This window comes from Xanthomonas sp. WHRI 1810A, assembly GCF_040202885.1.
In the GTDB taxonomy this organism is placed as follows: Bacteria; Pseudomonadota; Gammaproteobacteria; order Pseudomonadales; family Pseudomonadaceae; genus Aquipseudomonas.
The window spans coordinates 45,296-62,176 of sequence record NZ_JBEGED010000020.1 but is presented as its reverse complement, the minus strand read 5'-3'; the positions used below and the strand labels follow the sequence as shown (position 1 = coordinate 62,176).

Here is a 16,881-nt window from a genome sequence, read left to right as displayed (position 1 = left end):
GCGTGCCCCGATAGCGGGGTTGGGGCCGCCTCGCAGCCCATCGTCGGGAGCCGGACTCCCATGGCCTGCGACCGCAAGCAAACACCCACGCGCATAGGGACCGCTTCTGCCGAAGGCATGGGAGCTGGCTTGCCTGCCATCTGGCGCGTAGCGGCAGTTGAAGCCGCCACCCAAACACGCTGCACCCCTCTGGCATGAACGCTGCTAGGATTTAAAGAGTTAATCAATTAATTAATTTTCGGTTCCGTTGCGGGCGCAGGCTGTTCCTGTTCTGCGGCGCAAACCGAGTGATTTGACTCTCAAGGTAGCGTGATCGATGCAGACAATCATGGGCCGTCGTGGCACTGCACCTACGCCGGTGGTGCAGGGCAAGGCCAAGACAAAGACCAAGAAGAAGGGGCCGGGAAGGCCCGAAGGCGCAAGCAATGTGCGCGATGAAATCCTCGATGCTGCCGAAGAGTTGTTCGCCAATCTGGGCTATGCCGGCACCACGTTGCGCGAAGTGTCGCAACAGGCCAGGGTCACCCAGGCGCTGATCAACTATTATTTCGGCTCCAAATACGGCCTGTTCGAAGAAGTGTTCATGCGCCGGGGCGCGGCGGTGTCGGACGAGCGCCTGAAAAACCTCGAAGCGCTGCAAGCGCAGGACGAGCCGGTGCAGGTGCGGCAGATCGTCGAAGCGTTCCTGCTGCCCACCGTCGTGTTGCGCACCAGCGTGCAGGGCCGGCACTTCCTGCGCCTGCAAGCCCGGTTGCACACCGAGCCGCCGAATATTTCCTACGCCTTGCGTGACAAAGCCTACGGCACCTCGACCCAACGCTATGTCGATGCGCTGCAGCAGGCGGTGCCGGGGCTGACTGATCTGGACGCCAACTGGCGCATCACGCTCATGGTCGGCACCTACCTGTACGCGTTCTCCGACAGCCACCGCATGGAGGAACGCTTGCCCGACGGCGCCTACAACCCCGACGACTGGAAATCCCTGATCCATCAAGTCACCAGTTTCGTGGTGGGCGGCATGTCAGCGTAGCGGCGCAGTCTGCGCACCATTCTGGGACCGAACCGACCAAAGTGGTGCTGGCTGGCACTGTCGGTTCGAGCGCAGCCCACAAGAAAAACCATAACAATCAGTGAGATAACGGTTGCCACGTGTTTGGCACGCCTCCTGCTATCTATTAATTAACGAGTTGATTAATTAATGGTAGCGCCGTGATAGAACGAGGAGTCGTGATGAACCTGATCGCCGTTTCATCTCATCAGCCGATTACCGCCAGCGACGGGTGCCAAGACCCGGTGCTGCTCAACGACTGGCATGTCGTGGGTTACAGCAGTGATTTCGTCGAAGGCACGATCTACCCCGTGCGGCTGCTGGAGCGTGAATTGATTGTCTGGCGCAGCGCCGACGATCAGGTGCACGTGTGGGAAGACCTGTGTATCCACCGGGGCGCGCGGCTGTCCAAGGGCTGGATCAAGAACGATTCGGTGGTCTGCCCGTATCACGGCTGGGAATACGACGGCAGCGGCGCCTGCACCCTGATGCCCGCCGCGCCGGATGAAAAGCCGATGAAGAAAGCCAAGGCGTTCCCGTATGCGGCCGTGGATCGTTACGGCTTCGTCTGGACCTGCCTCGGCGAGCCGGCCAGCGACATCCCGGTGTTTCCGGAGTGGGAAGACGAGCGCTTCATGAAGGTCCACAGCGGTCCGTACATCTACGACGCCAACGGCTTTCGCGCCGTGGAAAACTTCATCGACGCTTCGCACTTTCCGTTTGTGCACGCCGGCCTCAATGGCGTCATGGACAAGCCCGACCGCCTGGACCCCTACACCGTGGAAGAAGTCGACTCGGGCCTGCGCTCCTCCGAAGTGCGAGTGTTCCAGCCGTTCGGCGATGCCCGGGGCAAGCCGCTGGTGGCGTTCTACACCTACCACACCTTCCGGCCGCTGGTGGGCTACTTCTCCAAGCGCACCCAGGATTCCGATGCCCAAGGCAACGTCATCAGTGATAAATCCGACACCTTCGCCACGCTGTTCACCGTGCAGGCGCTGGACGACAAGCACAGCATCGTGCGCGTCTGTGCGGCCATGGACGTCATGCCCCGGCCTGATCCGCAGGCCGTGCGCGAGCGCGCCGACGTGGTGTTCGGTCAGGACCGCGACATCGTCGAGAGCCAGCGCCCGGAGCGCATCCCCGTCGAACTTCGCTACGAGTTGCACCACCGCACCGACCTGATGGGGCAGCGCTACCGGACCTGGCTGCGCAACAAGGGCATCCGTTATGGGGTTATCTGACGGCTTGCTCACGGTGCGCCTGCAAACCATCGAGTACGGCGCGCCGGGCATCAACCTCTACACCTTCGCTTCGGTGGACGGTTCGCCGTTGCCGGCGTACGAGCCCGGCGCGCACATCGACGTGGCGATGGCGCCGGACATGCTGCGCCAGTACTCGTTGCTGTGGCCTGCGCTGAACCCCGCGCAGTACCGCATCGCGGTGCAGTTATCGGAGGCGGGGAAGGGCGGGTCGCGGCAGCTGCATTTCGAATCGGTGGTAGGCGCGACCTATGAAGTCTCGCCCCCGCGCAATCATTTTCCGTTGCTGCCCGGCGCGGATGAATGTCACCTGTTCGCCGGCGGCATCGGCATCACCCCGATCGTCTCGATGTACCGCCAGCTCAAAGCCGACGGGCAGAAGGTGTCGCTGTATTACTGGGCCAGCGGGCCGGAGCACATGCTGTTTCACGCTGAGCTCAGCCAGGAAGCCGGCAGCGTGCAGTTGTTTCACACCCGCACCGGCGGCACGCCGCCGCCGCGCCTGAAGGACGTGCTGAGCACCGTGCCGGACAGCGCACAGCTTTACTGCTGCGGGCCACAGGGGATGGTCGATGAATTCGACCGCCTGACCCTCGACCGCCCGGAAGCCAACACCCACCGCGAACGCTTCAGCGCCACCACCGACGCCTTGCAACCGGGGGATACGTTCCGCGTGCGGCTGCAGCGTTCGGGCCTGACGCTGACGGTGGCCACCGAGCAAACCCTGTTGCAGGCCTGCGAAGCGGCCGGGGTCGACGTCGCGTATTCCTGCGAAGAAGGGGTGTGCGGCGCGTGCGAAGTGAAGGTGCTGGCCGGGCAGGTGGAGCACCGGGACACGGTGCTGACCCCGGCCCAACGCCAGCGCAGCGAAAGCATGATGATCTGCTGCTCGCGAGGCCGGGACGACGGTCTGGTGCTGGATCTGTAACCCGAATGTTTACCGGCGATTAATTAATTGCTCGGCCAATTATTACGACAGGTCGTGACGCCCGCAGTGCGCACGGCAGGAGGATTACCCATGGACAGAGCATTGCGAGTCGGCATCATCGGCGCGGGGATCGGCGGCGTCACCCTAGCGCGCGCCCTCAATCAACGGGGCATCGAGGCGCGGATATTTGAACGGGCGCCGATGTTCGGCGAAGTCGGCGCGGGGGTGCAGATGACCCCGAATGCGGTCAAGGTCCTGTCGGCCCTGGGCCTGGCAGATCAGCTGAAAACCATCGGCTTCCTGCCGCAGGCGATGGTCGGGCGCAACTGGAAAACCGCCCGCGAACTGTTCCGCACGCCGCTCAAGGAAAGCTGCCCGGCGCTGTACGGTGCCGAGTTCTATCACGTGCACCGGGCTGACCTGCACGCGGCATTGGCCAGCGACATCAAGCCGGGGCAGGCCACCTTCGGCGCGCAGTGCAGCGGCCTGATCCAGCACGCCAATACCGCCGTGGCGCAGTTTGCCGACGGTACCGAATTCGAAGCCGACCTGATCGTCGGTGCCGACGGCGTGCGCTCGGTGATCCGCGAGCAGTTGTGGGGCCAGGAGGCGGCCCATTACACCGGTCACATGTGCTGGCGCGCGCTGGTCAAGGTCGACAAACACCCGCTGCCCTTTGTCAGCCCCGATTCCAACTTCTGGATGGGCCCCAACGGCCACGTGGTGACCTACTACGTCAAGGGCGGTTCGATGGTCAACATCGTCGCGGTCAACGAGAGCCCGGCGTGGGTCGAGGAGTCCTGGAACGCCAAGAGCACCCAGGAAGAAATGCTCGCCGGCTTCCAGGGCTGGCACCCGAACCTGATCGAACTGTTCAAACGCACCGACCCCGACGCGATCTTCAAATGGGGCCTGTTCGACCGCGACCCGATGAAGACCTGGTCCAAGGGCAACGCCACGTTGCTAGGGGACGCGGCCCATCCGATGCTGCCGTTCCTGTCCCAGGGCGCGGCGATGGCCATCGAAGACGGCTACGCCCTGGCCCAGTCCCTGGCGTTTCACAGCCCGCGCCAGTTGCAGCAGGCGTTGCAGGCGTACGAAGCCGAGCGCCTGCCACGCACCAGTCGGGTTCAGCTCGAAGCCCGGGAACGCGGCCGCACCTACCACTTGCCTTCGGCCTGGTCGCAACTCAAGCGCGACATGGCCTACCGCTGGCGACAACTGCTCAATCCCAACGCCGTGGGGATCCAGGCCAACTGGGTGTACGAGTACGACGCCCGTGAGTGCGAAGCGCGTTTTGCCCAGGCGCAGAAGCTTTCGGCCTGATTGGCATACTCGTTGCTCGTTAATTAACTGCCCATTTAATAATGGTCGTCCGAGCCTGGAACGCCCTAATGCTGTGCAAGCCTTTCACCTGATCAGCTTGGAGAGAACCATGATTACGCGTGCACGTTTTACCCCATCGGGCCTGTTGGCCGGCTTGATCGCGCTGGCCGTCAGCGGTGCGGCCTGGTCGGCAGACACCATCAAGATCGGCGACATCAACAGCTACAAATCGCAGCCGGTGTTCACCGACGGCTACAAGAAGGGCATGGAACTGGCCATCGAGCAGATCAACGCGGCGGGCGGGGTGGAAGGCAAGAAACTGGAGCTGGTAACCCGCGATGACAACGCCAACCCCGGCGATGCGATTCGCCAGGCTGAAGACCTGATCAACCGCGAGCACGTGGACGTGCTGGCCGGCGCATTTTATGCGCACATCGGCACCGCGCTGTCCGACTACGCCAAGCAGAAAAAACGCTTTGTGCTGATCACCGAAGCCCTGAGCGACAACATCGTCTGGAGCGCCGGCAACCGCTACACCTACCGCCTGGACGCCTCGACCTACATGCTGACCTCGGCGCTGGTGGACGAAGCGGTCAAGCTGCACAAGAAACGCTGGGCCCTGGTGTACCCCAACTACGAGTTCGGCACCGCCGCCGCCAGTGCTTTCAAAACCCTGCTCAAGGCCCGCCAGCCGGACGTGGAATTCGTGACCGAGCAAGCGCCGCCGTTCGGCAAGGTGGACGCAGGCAGCGTGGTCCAGGCGCTGGTGGATTCCAAGCCCGATGCGCTGTTCAACGCCCTGTTCGGCGCCGATCTGGCCAAGTTCATCCGCGAAGGCACCACCCGTAACTTCTTCGGCGAGCAACTGCCGGTGCTCAGCATCATCACCGGCCAGCCGGAATACCTCGAACCGCTCAAAGACGAGATCCCGCAGAACTGGACCGTCACCGGTTACCCCTGGTACAGCATCGAAACCCCGGCACACAAGGCGTTCGTCGACGCGTACCACGCCAAATACGGCACCGAAAACCTGCGCTTCGGCTCGATCATCGGCTACTCGGCGATCCAGTCCATCGCGGCCGGGATCAAGGCGTCCGGCGGCAAGACCGATTCCGAATCCATGGTCGAGGCCTTCAGCGGCCTGAAAGTGAACACCCCGGACGGCCCGCTGGAATACCGCAAGATCGACCATCAGGCCACCTGGGGTCTGTACGTCGGCAAGCTGGCGGTCAAGGACGGGGCAGGCGTGATGGTGGATTACACCTTCAAGCCCGGCGACACCCTGCTGCCACCGGATGACGAAGTGCGCAAATTGCGTCCGGCTGAGTGATCGGTAGTTTTTGATTCTGCCCGGAGGGCGTGGGCGTCCAGCTTGCTGACGATCTGCCGGGAACCGGCAGCCATCCATGCTATCGAGTGCGTCTGACAGACCGCGTTCGGCAGTGTTGCTACCGCTTTGCGGCAGATCGTCGGCAAGCCGAACTCCCACGCCTTCGGCAGAAGCGGTATCGCACCACCTGCTTTCGGGGACCACATGGATTTTTCAGCGTTTCTTGCACAGTTACTCAACGGCCTGGCGGAAGCGTCGTCGCTGTTTCTGGTGGCGGCGGGGTTGTCGTTGATCTTCGGGGTCACCCGGATCGTCAACTTCGCCCACGGCTCGTTCTACATGCTGGGCCTGTACATCGGCTATTCGGTGGTAGAACACCTGATGGGCAGCCTCGGTGCGGCAGGGTTCTGGCTCGGGCTGGCGCTGGCGGCGATTTCCGTCGGGCTGATCGGCGCGGTGGTCGAGATCGTGTTGCTGCGGCGGATCTACAAGGCGCCGGAGCTGTTCCAGCTGCTGGCCACCTTCGCGCTGGTGCTGGTGATCAACGATGCGGTGCTGGGTTACTGGGGCGCTGAAGAATTGCTGGGCCGCCGAGCCCCCGGCTTGAGCGGTTCGATCGACATCCTGGGCCGGCAATTTCCCACCTACAACCTGTTTCTGATCGCCATCGGCCCCGTGGTACTGGGCCTGGTGTGGCTGTTGCTGGTGCGCACCCGTTGGGGCGTGCTGGTGCGAGCCGCCACCCAGGACCGGGAAATGCTCGGCGCCCTGGGGGTCAATCAAGCGTGGCTGTTCACCAGCGTGTTCGCCCTCGGCGCCATGCTCGCCGGGTTGGGCGGAGCGGTGCAATTGCCCCGCGAACCGGCCAGCCTGACCCTGGACCTGCGGGCTATCGGCGAAGCGTTTGTGATCGTGGTGGTCGGCGGCATGGGTTCGTTGCCCGGCGCCTACGTCGCGGCGCTGCTGATCGCCGAGATCAAGGCGCTGTGCATCGGCCTGGGCACGGCCACGCTGTTCGGCATCACGATTTCGTTTTCCAAGCTGACGCTGGTGATCGAGTTTCTGGTCATGGCGGCGGTACTGGTCGTTCGGCCGTGGGGCTTGATGGGCAAACCCCAGGCCACCAGTCGCAACTCGGCGCCGATCGAAGCGCCGATGCGCCCCGGTTCGCCGACCTTCAAATGGCTGATCGGCGGGCTGCTGCTGGTGCTGGCGGTCCTGCCGTTGCTGTCGACCTGGCTGCCGTATGCCAGCGTGTTGACCCAGGACGTGCTGGTGACGGTGCTGTTCGCCGTGAGCCTGCACTTCATCATGGGGCCCGGCGGGATGCATTCGTTTGGTCACGCCGCGTATTTCGGCCTTGGTGCATACGGCGCGGCGATCCTGTTCAAAGTGGTGACCATGCCCATGCCCCTGGCGTTTGCCTTCGCGCCGTTGGTGGCGGGGCTGGGCGCGCTGATTTTCGGCTGGTTCTGTGTGCGGTTGTCGGGGGTTTACCTGGCCATGCTGACCCTGGCGTTCTCGCAGATCGTGTGGTCGGTGGTGTTCCAGTGGGAAGACGTGACCGGTGGCTCCAATGGCATCACCGGCATCTGGCCCGCCACCTGGCTGGACGGCACGGCGTATTACTACCTGACCCTGGTGCTGGTGGCGGCCAGCGTGTTTGTGGTGCGGCGAATCCTGTTCGCGCCCTTCGGCTACAGCCTGCGCGCGGCGCGGGATTCGGCGCTGCGTGCGGATGCCATTGGCATCGACGTCAAGCGTGTGCAGTGGATGGCGTTTGTCATCGCCGGGCTGTTCGCCGGGCTGGCCGGGGCGCTGTACATCTTTTCCAAGGGCAGCATTTCACCGGACGCCATGGCGGTGGGCAAATCGGTGGACGGGCTGGTGATGGTGTTGCTCGGTGGCATTCAGAACCTGCTGGGGCCGGTGGTGGGCGCCAGTGTGTTCAGCGTGTTGCAGGACTCGATCATGCGCGCCACCGATTACTGGCGGGCGGTGTTCGGCGGGGTGATTCTGGTGCTGGTGCTGGTCTTCCCGCAGGGCATCGCAGGCTTCTTCCAACAGGTCGGCGAGAAATGGCGCGGCTGGCGTGGCTTGCGTGCGAAGGCCCAGGCCCATCGTAAACCGGTTTCCGTGGCCATGGAGAAACAGGCATGACCCTTTTAGCCGTACGTGATCTGAACAAATCCTTCGGCGGCGTTCGCGCGGTGGACGGCATCAATTTCGATCTGCACGAAGGCGAACTGCTCGCCCTGATCGGCCCCAACGGCGCCGGCAAATCCACCACGTTCAACATGGTCGGCGGGCAGCTCAAGGCCAGTGGCGGCTCGATTCGTCTGATGGGTAAAGAGCTGATCGGCATGCGCCCGCGCGACATCAGTCGTATGCAGGTCGGGCGCACGTTCCAGATCGCCGAGACCTTCGCCTCGCTCACCGTGGTGGAGAACGTGCAAATGGCGTTGCTCTCCCACCATGGCCGGGCGTTCTCGCTGTTCACGCCGGCGCGCAAGCAGTACCGGGCGCAGGCGCTGGAGCTGCTGGCGCAGGTCGGCATGCAGACCCACGCCGAGCGCCCGTGCAGTGAATTGGCCTACGGCGACGTCAAGCGGGTCGAGCTGGCCATGGGCCTGGCCAACGACCCGAAGCTGCTGCTGATGGACGAGCCGACGGCGGGCATGGGCCCTGAAGAACGCAACGACCTGATGGCCCTCACCAAGCGACTGGTGGTGGAACGCAAAATGGCGGTGCTGTTTACCGAACACAGCATGGACGTGGTATTTGCCTACGCCGACCGGATGATCGTGCTGGCCCGGGGGCGCTTGATTGCCGAGGGCGACGCGCAGTACATCCGCAATCATCCGAAGGTGCAGGAGGTGTATTTCGGCACCGGCAAGACCTTCGAAAAAGAACTGACGCACTCGCAGGTGACGGTATGAACGCTGTGCTCGACAACCCGACGCCGACGCCGACGCCGACGCCGACGCCGACGGCACCCGCCCAGGCCGAAGCGCTGCTGGAAGTGACCGCGCTCAACAGCTGGTACGGGGCGGCGCAGATTCTTTATGACGTCAGCCTGAACGTGCGGCGCGGCGAAGTGGTGGCGTTGATGGGGCGCAACGGCGCCGGCAAGTCGACCACGCTCAAGGCGTTGATGGGCATGCTGGCCCGTCGGCGCGGCAACATCCGCTTCATGGGCCGTGATGTTGCCGCCCTCGAGCCGTTTCAGCTGGCGCGTCTGGGGCTGGGTTTCGTCCCCGAGGATCGCCGGGTGTTCACTCATCTGAGCGTTACGGAGAATCTGGAGGTGGGGCGTCAGGCGGACCGTCGTTGGCCCGATGGCAGCGAAGCGTTGAACTGGACGCCCGCGCAGCTGTTTGAATTCTTCCCCAATCTGGGGGCGATGCAGGACCGGCCTGGCGGGCAGATGAGCGGCGGTGAACAGCAAATGCTCACCGTGGCGCGGACGTTGATGGGTAATCCGTTTCTGATTCTGCTGGACGAACCGTCCGAAGGCGTCGCGCCGGTCATTGTTGAACAGATGGCCCAGATGATCCTCGCGCTCAAGGCCAAGGGCGCCAGCATTCTGCTGTCCGAACAGAACCTGCACTTCGCCGAACTGGTCTCCGACCGCGCCTACGTGCTGGAACGGGGCCAGATCCGCTACGAAGGCAGCATGGCGGAACTCGCCGCCAACGAAGATGTGCGCAAGGCTTATTTGACGATGTAGGGCAGGGGGATCTACACCTTCCTGCGGACACACCACCTGCACCTCGGGCGCATGGTTTCATGACTGCTGCGCAGCCAATCGCGGGACAAGCCACGCTCCTACGGCCTTCGGCCAGAATCAAACATCAAACCGCACCACGCTCCGCGTCTGCCGACGGCCCAGGCGCGTGGGTTGCTCGCGGTGGGGGAGGTACATCCGACGCATTTTTCGCGCCTGATCTACCGTAATCGCGGGCAAGCGCGCTCCTACACGTGATGTGCGGTAACGGCATGCCGCTACGTCAAACCTAACCCTATGTAGGAGCGCGCTTGCTCGCGATGAGGGCGGTGAATCCGCTGCATCTCTGGCGCCTGATCTATCGCATTCGCGGGCAAGCGCGCTCCTACACGTGATGTGCGGCAACGGCACGCCGCTACGTCAAACCCAACCCTATGTAGGAGCGCGCTTGCCCGCGATGGGGGAGGTACATCCGACGCATTTTTCGCAGCTGATCAAATTACTTCGCGGGCACATTCACGCATTTATTTCCCCCGAAAGAGGCACAGTGCTGGCCCCTTGATTGCCATTTTGTAGGCAAACTCGCTTTCTTTTCAGAACGTTAGGTGCGGTTGCATGCGGATTTGTCTCTTGGTCCTGGCAGTGGGGAGTCTGGCGGGCGTTGCGTTTTCGGCCCAGGCGAAAGAGCTGAGCAAAAGTGAGCGTTACGTGTGCAGTTGGGGGTCGGGCATCGCGGGTTCGGCGCAGGCGTCCAAGCTGTCCAAAGTCTCGCTCTACGGCGCACGCAATAAAGTCCAGGCGCGTAAATATCCACAGCCGTGGATGCGCATGATGGCGCTGGGTATTACCGAGCAAACCTACGACAGTTCATCGCGGCTCAAGCCGGCGGCCGTCAAGCAAACCTATTATGAAGAGTGCATCAGACACGAACTGGCACGTCGGTAATGGACAGCTTCCGACAGCGGCGATATACATCGCTTAAACATGACAGGTTCTTCAATCCCGGTAATAACGGATGACTCTCGGCTTTTGAGGCGTTAGCATTGCGTGTGTGCGTAATGCGCTCCCCCTAAGTCAACTGGATTACTCAAATGTCTCGTCTCGCTGAATTTCGCAAACTTGAACAGCAACTCGCTCAACACCTGGCAGAACTTGAATCCCTTAAAAATGATTCCGGCCTGCAAAAGGAAATTGAGTTCGAGACCAAATTGCGGGCACTGCTGGGCGAGTACAGCTTCAGTCTGAAAGACGTCATCAATATCCTCGATCCACACGCCGCCCGCCGTGCCCCCGCGCAAGCCACCGCCCCGGTCAAGGCACAGCGCAAGGCCCGTGACCTGAAGGTTTACAAGAACCCGCATACCGGCGAACTGGTTGAAACCAAAGGCGGCAACCACAAGCAACTCAAACAGTGGAAGGCCGAGCACGGCGCAGACACCGTGGAATCATGGCGCACCCATTGATAAATAAAGCCGCATTCGTGCGGCTTTCTTTTTTCTGCTATTTGCGGGTTTGATGTCCCCAGTTGTTTCAAAAGTATTCAGCGCTTTCAAAGAAACACCGGCCTGAAGACGCCTTTCAATATCCCGCTGAATTCATTTCCCCAGCGACATTCCGGCCAAGGGATTCAATTGCGTGTATGAAATCGGATAGCACCAGGCGGTGCCTCGCCGCACTTGACGGCAAGGCACCGGTTTGAATCAGAACTTGAATGCCTGGCGACCGATCAACAACCACTTGCCACCCTGCTTTTGCCAGATCTGAAAGTTTTCGATTTCAGTCGGCACTTTTTTTCCACTGTTGTTCGCTTGTGCAGAGAAGTGATTGCGCACCAGCGCGACATCGCCACTCAGGGTGATGCGCTGGTTGAGCATCTTCAGTTCATCAAAACCACTGACACCGGTATCGATATCGGAAATGAATTCTTTCTTGTTCTGGACCTTGCCGCTGGAGTGCCCGTAAGACAGGTTGTCGGCGGTCAATGCTTCGAGGGCGGGGATATCGTGATGCCACATGGCCTGGGTCAGTTTGTCGACGGCGGCGGCGACGTCTTGCTCGTCGGACGCGGTGGCAACTGCCACATAGCCGCTGAACAGACACAAAAATCCTACCAGCAGTTTGATGCTTCTCATGGGAATTTCCTTATTGTTGTGAGGGATGTAGCCCGGCTTAACGCCGCAGGTATGTCATCATACAACTGCAATACGTTGCAACAGATCTCGATCCATCGCCGGACAATCCCACGCACGTCCCATGAGCGATGCCTAAAACGCCCGCCGTGTGGCGGGCGTTTCAATGCTCTCAGGCGTCGTCAAGCGCGCGAGGTTCGTGCATCGGGCAGCCGTTGTGCTGGCTGCGAAACCCGGCCGAGTGCTCATACGCCGGTTTGCGCACGCGATTGACGCCACCCAGCGGACGGTGTGCCGCCAGGCCATGCCACGGGCTGAAGCTCATGCCTTCGTCGATTTCCTGCTGGCGCGGTTCGCTCCACGACGCCTGACGGGGCACCTCGATCCGCCCCACGGTCACGAACGGGCTCAGCTCCTCTGACCATTGCACCGACGCGTCTTCAATCGGCATCTTGTCCAGGTCCGTGGCCAGTTGCACGCGCACTTCCCAGGTGGCGTCGTTCTCGGCGAAGAACGCTTGCACGGCCTCGCGCAGGCCGTCCGGGTTGTCGTCCAGATCGACCTTCTTGTCGGTCAGTTCGGTCAGGTTCGGCGACACCGGCACCACGCTGATCTTGGCGTAGTAGGGGCCGTAAAGCACCGGCACCACGGTGTTGAAGGTCTCGCCCAGAATGTGCGTCAGCGGGTGGCCGCCCAGGCTTTTCAATGTACCGCTCTCACCGCCGACTGCTTCGACGACCGTTTCAACACCGCGCAGCACCGCAGAAAACGCCTTCTTCATGCCCGGCGCCTTGTCGGTGGTCTTGGCCAGCAGCTTCAGAGTCTTCAGGAAAGCCTTCGGATCGGCCGCCGTAAACGCCTTGGCGTTCTGCATGACGAAATCCTGAGTGACCGCGCCTTCAGCGCCTGGCAACCGCTCGCCCTCAACCCCGACGATCTTGATCGCCAGGCCACGTGGCGTGGAGACCTTGTCATCCAGGATGTCCCCCGGATTGGTGGAGAAGCGCATGGCGACCGGGAACGTGCCGGGCGTGGCGAACGCGCCCTGGGCCAGCACCGCGCGCAGGCCTTCAATCACATGCAGCCGGCCATGCAGCAAACCGTGGGCCTTGGCGTGCACGCTGCGCACGGCGTGGCCGGAATCCTGGTAGGTGGTTTCAAGAATGTCGTGCATGGCCTCGACCAGACCCTGGCTGGTTTCAGCCTCGTCTTCGGGAATCTGCTCGAAAGAGGGTTGGAACAACAACGGCTGGAGATTGCTGCTAATCAGGGTCATGGGCGCTGCTCATTCAGGTGGGTCCGAATGCCAGCGCGAACGCAGTTCTCATTGACTGTTCTGGCGCTGACTATCACCAGACTCAGGCGCGTTGCAGCGGTTCACTCAAGTGGATGGACGCCTCTGTGTTTTACCTTCGAAACATGCCCACCAGCAAAATCATGTTCAGGCAGACGATGAGCAACGCGATGAACCAGGCGCAGATCGTGAGGGTTCTGCCGGTCACCAGATTGCCCATCAGTTGCTTGTCCGAGACAAACCGCACCAGAGGAATCACCGCGAACGGCAGCTGCATCGACAGGATCACCTGGCTCAGGACCAACAGCTTGGCCGTGCCGCTGGCGCCGTAGATGCTGGTCACGATGATCACCGGAATGATTGCCAGCCCGCGGGTGACCAGGCGTCGCAGCCAGCCCGGGATTTTCAGGCGCAGAAAGCCTTCCATCACGATCTGTCCGGCGAGGGTGGCGGTCACCGTCGAGTTGATCCCCGAGGCCAGCAGGGCCACGGCGAACAGCACGGAGGCCATGGCCACGCCCAGCATCGGCGACAGCAGGTGGTAGGCCTGCTCGATTTCCACCACGTCGGTTTTGCCGGCCTTGTGAAACACGGTCGCGGCCGTGATCAGGATCGCGGCATTGACGAACAGCGCCAGCATCAGCGCGATGCTGCTGTCGGTCACCGCCCAGCGCAGGCCGATCTTGCGCCCGGCGTCGGTGCGCGGGTAGGCGCGGGTCTGGACGATGGAGGAGTGCAGGTACAGGTTGTGGGGCATGACCGTGGCGCCAATGATGCCGATGGCCAGGTACAGCGCCGCCGGATTGGTCACGATTTCAGCCTGGGGAATGAAGCCACTCAGGACCTCGGCCAGCACCGGGTCGGCGAGGAACATCTGGATCGCGAAGCACACGAAGATCAGCGTCAGCAGGGCGATCACAAACGCTTCCAGCGCGCGGAACCCCCGGCCCATCAGCAGCAGAATCAGGAACACATCCACCGCCGAGATTACCGCGCCCCACACCAGCGGGATGTCGAACAGCAAATTCAAGGCAATGGCAGTGCCGATGACCTCGGCCAGGTCGCAGGCGATGATCGCCGTCTCGCAGGCCAGCCACAGCGCGATGCACACCGGCCGGCTGTAGCGCTCGCGGCAGGCGCGGGCCAGGTCCCAACCGGTGGCGATTCCCAACCGGGCGGACAAGGCCTGAAGCACGATGGCCATGAGGTTGGACAGCAGCACCACCGACAGCAGCATGTAACCGAATTGCGACCCGCCGGCGATGTCGGTGGCCCAGTTGCCCGGGTCCATGTAGCCCACGGCGACCATGTAGCCGGGGCCGGTGAACGCCAACAGCCGCTTGAACCAGTTGCCGGTCTTGGGCATCGCAATGCTGGCGCTCATCATCCCGCCGCCGAGCATGGTCTGGGGGGCCTGCGCGTCGTTTTCGCTGTGTGACATTAAAGGGCGCCTGGCTGAATACAAACCGGGGCGCAATCAACGTCCCGCTTAAGGGTTACAAGGACCTGCATCAACTCACCGACAGCGAGTCGCCCAGGGATTTCAGGTAGTCGCCAAACCCTTCACGGCAGCGGCAGCTTTTCCGCGCGCTGGTGATGACCCGATTGACGGCGGTCCACGTGATGGTGGCGCCGCTGCGTTCCAGGTCCTCGATCAAATGCACATCCTCATGGGCCGCCAGTGCCCTGAATCCGCCGGCCTTGGCATACGCAGCGGCGCTGACCCCCAGGTTGGCACCGTGGATATGCCGATGCCCGTCCACCGGCGTGTAGTGCGCGTCATAGCGCTCGCGGACCGCGTCGGAATGTTCGGTCCAGTCGGCGACTTCCACCACGCCGCAGACCGCGTCCGTGCCAAACCTTACCTGATCGGCCAGCCACGAGTAAGGCACCACGGTGTCGGCATCGGTGAACGCCAGCCAGCGCGCGCCCCGTTGCATCATCATCCTGGCGCCGTCAGCCCGGGTCATGCCGACATTGCGGTGGTTGCAGCAGTGCACCAACACGTCATGGCTCTGGGCAATGAGCAGGGAGGCGTCATGGCAATCGTCCAGCACAATCAGGATTTCAACCCGTTCATGGACTAGGTCCGAATGAGCGGCGGCGGCCAGCAACGACTTGATGCAGTCGTCCAGGACCAATTCTTCATTATGCGCGGGGACAATGATTGCAATCATCGATCAGTCTCGTCGCGGCACTCGCGACGATCGCGTCGGCCTCGGGAATGTCGACCGGAGCGCCTGGCGATTCGTTTCAACTATTTGCCGACCGCCTGACCATGCGCATGCCGGGCCAGACAGACTGAACTCGCTGCGCCGTCCTGCACCCAATATCCACTATCGGCCCGGCTAAGGCACTGTGCATGATGCAAGACGATCAATCGCCCCTGTACATCGGTTGCGCTGGCTGGAACCTGCCACGCGACTATTGGCCGGCATTCCCGCCCGACGGCACCCACCTGCAACGCTATGCCTCGGTGTTGTCGGCGGTTGAAATCAACAGTGCGTTCTACCGACCCCATCGCGCACAGACCTACGGGCGCTGGGCAGAGAGCGTGCCGCCAGGCTTTCGTTTTTCGGTCAAGCTGCCCAAAACCATCACCCATGAACACCGATTGGTGGACTGCGAGGCACTGCTGGACGCGTTTCTGTACCAATGCCTGCACCTGGGGGAGGCGCTGGGCTGCCTGTTGATCCAGTTGCCGCCCTCGCTGGCGTTCGAGCCGGACCGGGCTGAGGCGTTTTTCAGGGCGTTGCGTCAGCGTTACCCAGGATTTGCCGTGGTGGAGCCGCGCCACGAGAGTTGGCTGCAGGCCCATGATCTGCTGATCGAGTACCGTATCGGCCAGGTCGCGGCCGATCCGTCGCGCATCCGTGGCGGGGAGGTGCCGGGCGGCTGGCCGGGGATTCGCTATTGGCGCTGGCACGGTTCGCCGCGGATTTATCACAGCGCTTACACGCCTGAGCAATTGTCGGCACTGGGTTTAGATGCACAGGTTTCAGCGGGGGAAGGTGTCGCGACGTGGTGCATTTTTGATAACACCGCCAGTGGCCTGGCCGTGGGTGACGCGTTGGCGCTGCAAGCGTTGATGTGCCAAAAGAGATTGGACGGGTGAAAAACAGGAGAGCGAGCAGGCCCGCTCTCCGCTGAGGCTTACATCAGGCCGAAGCGACCGCTTTGGCGATGGCGTCGTTGAACGCCGGCAGATCGTCCGGGGTGCGGGAGGTGATCAAGGTCCAGCCATTGGCGCCGCATTCCTGGACTTCCTTGTCGACCCATTGGGCCGCACCGGCGTTTTCCAGGTCCAGGCGCACGCTCGGGTAGGAGGTCAGCGTCTTGCCTTCGATCACGCCGGCGTTGATCAACAACCACGGACCATGGCAGATGGCAGCGACGGTCTTGCCAGCGTCAGCGAACGCCTTGACCAGCTGTTGAGCGTCGGTGTCCAGGCGCAGGGTGTCGGCGTTGACGGTGCCGCCGGGAATGACCAGCGCATCAAAGTCAGCGGCGTTCAGGCCGGCGAGTTTGCTGTCGGACTCGACGGTCTTGTCTTTCTCGGCGTCGTTCAGCACGGTTTGAGTGGTGCCGCCTTTGCTCGAAGCGTGCGTCACGGTGGCGCCGAAGCCGCGCAGGGCCTCAAGGGGCTTGACGAGTTCATCGCGCTCGATGCCGGCGTTGGAGGTGATGATCAGGATTTTCTTGCCTTGCAGTTGGGTGCTCATTGCGTCATTTCCCTCGTAGTGAATGCAGTGGTCGCCGGAGCAGAATCCGGCGGTGCTGACAGTGGGAGGGCGCAGCGAAACTGAAAGTTCAGCCCGATTTCAGCAGCGTCTGAAATCC

Annotated in this window: 16 protein-coding genes; 11 read left to right on the top strand and 5 right to left on the bottom strand. The window is 62.3% G+C overall.

Features of this window, described 5'->3' with window-relative positions:
* Positions 1-316 precede the first annotated feature (316 nt).
* The 10 genes from ABQX22_RS23335 to ABQX22_RS23290 all read left to right on the top strand — a co-directional run bounded on the left by ABQX22_RS23335 (position 317) and on the right by ABQX22_RS23290 (position 11,081).
* A complete protein-coding gene (locus ABQX22_RS23335; RefSeq protein ID WP_349802238.1) occupies positions 317-1,030 on the top strand; it encodes a TetR/AcrR family transcriptional regulator in 714 nt (237 codons plus the stop codon).
* 200 nt (positions 1,031-1,230) lie between these two features.
* Positions 1,231-2,289, top strand: coding sequence for an aromatic ring-hydroxylating dioxygenase subunit alpha (locus ABQX22_RS23330; RefSeq protein ID WP_349802237.1), 1,059 nt, complete (start codon positions 1,231-1,233; stop codon positions 2,287-2,289).
* Complete coding sequence (locus ABQX22_RS23325) at positions 2,276-3,235, top strand: PDR/VanB family oxidoreductase (RefSeq protein ID WP_349802236.1); 960 nt, start codon at positions 2,276-2,278, stop codon at positions 3,233-3,235. Before ABQX22_RS23330 ends, ABQX22_RS23325 begins: the two co-directional genes overlap by 14 nt.
* Before the next feature lie 90 nt (positions 3,236-3,325).
* On the top strand, positions 3,326-4,561 hold the full coding sequence (locus tag ABQX22_RS23320; protein ID WP_349802235.1) for an FAD-dependent monooxygenase: 1,236 nt from the start codon (positions 3,326-3,328) through the stop codon (positions 4,559-4,561).
* 109 nt (positions 4,562-4,670) lie between these two features.
* Positions 4,671-5,891, top strand: a complete 1,221-nt coding sequence (locus tag ABQX22_RS23315; RefSeq protein WP_349802234.1) for an ABC transporter substrate-binding protein — start codon at positions 4,671-4,673, stop codon at positions 5,889-5,891.
* 204 nt (positions 5,892-6,095) lie between these two features.
* On the top strand, positions 6,096-8,051 hold the full coding sequence (locus ABQX22_RS23310; protein ID WP_349802233.1) for an ABC transporter permease: 1,956 nt from the start codon (positions 6,096-6,098) through the stop codon (positions 8,049-8,051).
* A complete protein-coding gene (locus ABQX22_RS23305; RefSeq protein WP_349802232.1) occupies positions 8,048-8,830 on the top strand; it encodes an ABC transporter ATP-binding protein in 783 nt (260 codons plus the stop codon). Before ABQX22_RS23310 ends, ABQX22_RS23305 begins: the two co-directional genes overlap by 4 nt.
* Positions 8,827-9,621, top strand: a complete 795-nt coding sequence (locus ABQX22_RS23300; RefSeq protein WP_349802231.1) for an ABC transporter ATP-binding protein — start codon at positions 8,827-8,829, stop codon at positions 9,619-9,621. Before ABQX22_RS23305 ends, ABQX22_RS23300 begins: the two co-directional genes overlap by 4 nt.
* 612 nt (positions 9,622-10,233) lie before the next feature.
* A complete protein-coding gene (locus tag ABQX22_RS23295) occupies positions 10,234-10,563 on the top strand; it encodes a hypothetical protein (RefSeq protein ID WP_349802230.1) in 330 nt (109 codons plus the stop codon).
* A 146-nt stretch (positions 10,564-10,709) separates the two neighbouring features.
* Positions 10,710-11,081 carry a histone-like nucleoid-structuring protein, MvaT/MvaU family gene (locus ABQX22_RS23290; RefSeq protein ID WP_349802229.1) on the top strand — a complete coding sequence of 124 codons (372 nt, stop codon included), beginning with the start codon at positions 10,710-10,712 and terminating at the stop codon, positions 11,079-11,081.
* A 237-nt stretch (positions 11,082-11,318) separates the two neighbouring features.
* Here ABQX22_RS23290 and ABQX22_RS23285 read toward each other — a convergent pair whose 3' ends face one another.
* The 4 genes from ABQX22_RS23285 to ABQX22_RS23270 all read right to left on the bottom strand — a co-directional run bounded on the left by ABQX22_RS23285 (position 11,319) and on the right by ABQX22_RS23270 (position 15,218).
* Complete coding sequence (locus ABQX22_RS23285) at positions 11,319-11,750, bottom strand: nuclear transport factor 2 family protein (protein ID WP_349802228.1); 432 nt, start codon at positions 11,748-11,750, stop codon at positions 11,319-11,321.
* Between the two features lie 169 nt (positions 11,751-11,919).
* A complete protein-coding gene (locus ABQX22_RS23280; RefSeq protein WP_349802227.1) occupies positions 11,920-13,023 on the bottom strand; it encodes a catalase family protein in 1,104 nt (367 codons plus the stop codon).
* Positions 13,024-13,153: 130 nt separating this feature from the next.
* Positions 13,154-14,482, bottom strand: a complete 1,329-nt coding sequence (locus ABQX22_RS23275) for an Nramp family divalent metal transporter (RefSeq protein ID WP_441005320.1) — start codon at positions 14,480-14,482, stop codon at positions 13,154-13,156.
* 70 nt (positions 14,483-14,552) lie between these two features.
* Positions 14,553-15,218: a glycosyltransferase gene (locus ABQX22_RS23270; RefSeq protein ID WP_349802226.1), complete on the bottom strand. Its 666-nt coding sequence runs from the start codon at positions 15,216-15,218 to the stop codon at positions 14,553-14,555.
* 185 nt (positions 15,219-15,403) lie between these two features.
* On the opposite strand from ABQX22_RS23270, the gene ABQX22_RS23265 reads away from it, so the two are divergent.
* A complete protein-coding gene (locus ABQX22_RS23265) occupies positions 15,404-16,156 on the top strand; it encodes a DUF72 domain-containing protein (protein ID WP_349802225.1) in 753 nt (250 codons plus the stop codon).
* A 43-nt stretch (positions 16,157-16,199) separates the two neighbouring features.
* On the opposite strand, the gene ABQX22_RS23260 is transcribed toward ABQX22_RS23265, so the two are convergent.
* Positions 16,200-16,763, bottom strand: coding sequence for a type 1 glutamine amidotransferase domain-containing protein (locus tag ABQX22_RS23260; protein WP_349802224.1), 564 nt, complete (start codon positions 16,761-16,763; stop codon positions 16,200-16,202).
* Between the last annotated feature and the right edge of the window lie 118 nt (positions 16,764-16,881).

Bases quoted from the DNA above. Each gene is read 5' to 3' on its own strand.
- ABQX22_RS23290 (WP_349802229.1), top strand. From the start codon at position 10,710: ATGTCTCGTCTCGCTGAATTTCGCAAACTTGAACAGCAACTCGCTCAA.
- ABQX22_RS23315 (WP_349802234.1), top strand. From the start codon at position 4,671: ATGATTACGCGTGCACGTTTTACCCCATCGGGCCTGTTGGCCGGCTTG.
- ABQX22_RS23310 (WP_349802233.1), top strand. From the start codon at position 6,096: ATGGATTTTTCAGCGTTTCTTGCACAGTTACTCAACGGCCTGGCGGAA.
- ABQX22_RS23270 (WP_349802226.1), bottom strand. From the start codon at position 15,218: ATGATTGCAATCATTGTCCCCGCGCATAATGAAGAATTGGTCCTGGAC.
- ABQX22_RS23325 (WP_349802236.1), top strand. From the start codon at position 2,276: ATGGGGTTATCTGACGGCTTGCTCACGGTGCGCCTGCAAACCATCGAG.
- ABQX22_RS23300 (WP_349802231.1), top strand. From the start codon at position 8,827: ATGAACGCTGTGCTCGACAACCCGACGCCGACGCCGACGCCGACGCCG.
- ABQX22_RS23335 (WP_349802238.1), top strand. From the start codon at position 317: ATGCAGACAATCATGGGCCGTCGTGGCACTGCACCTACGCCGGTGGTG.
- ABQX22_RS23305 (WP_349802232.1), top strand. From the start codon at position 8,048: ATGACCCTTTTAGCCGTACGTGATCTGAACAAATCCTTCGGCGGCGTT.
- ABQX22_RS23275 (WP_441005320.1), bottom strand. From the start codon at position 14,482: ATGTCACACAGCGAAAACGACGCGCAGGCCCCCCAGACCATGCTCGGC.
- ABQX22_RS23320 (WP_349802235.1), top strand. From the start codon at position 3,326: ATGGACAGAGCATTGCGAGTCGGCATCATCGGCGCGGGGATCGGCGGC.
- ABQX22_RS23330 (WP_349802237.1), top strand. From the start codon at position 1,231: ATGAACCTGATCGCCGTTTCATCTCATCAGCCGATTACCGCCAGCGAC.
- ABQX22_RS23285 (WP_349802228.1), bottom strand. From the start codon at position 11,750: ATGAGAAGCATCAAACTGCTGGTAGGATTTTTGTGTCTGTTCAGCGGC.
- ABQX22_RS23280 (WP_349802227.1), bottom strand. From the start codon at position 13,023: ATGACCCTGATTAGCAGCAATCTCCAGCCGTTGTTGTTCCAACCCTCT.
- ABQX22_RS23295 (WP_349802230.1), top strand. From the start codon at position 10,234: ATGCGGATTTGTCTCTTGGTCCTGGCAGTGGGGAGTCTGGCGGGCGTT.
- ABQX22_RS23260 (WP_349802224.1), bottom strand. From the start codon at position 16,763: ATGAGCACCCAACTGCAAGGCAAGAAAATCCTGATCATCACCTCCAAC.
- ABQX22_RS23265 (WP_349802225.1), top strand. From the start codon at position 15,404: ATGATGCAAGACGATCAATCGCCCCTGTACATCGGTTGCGCTGGCTGG.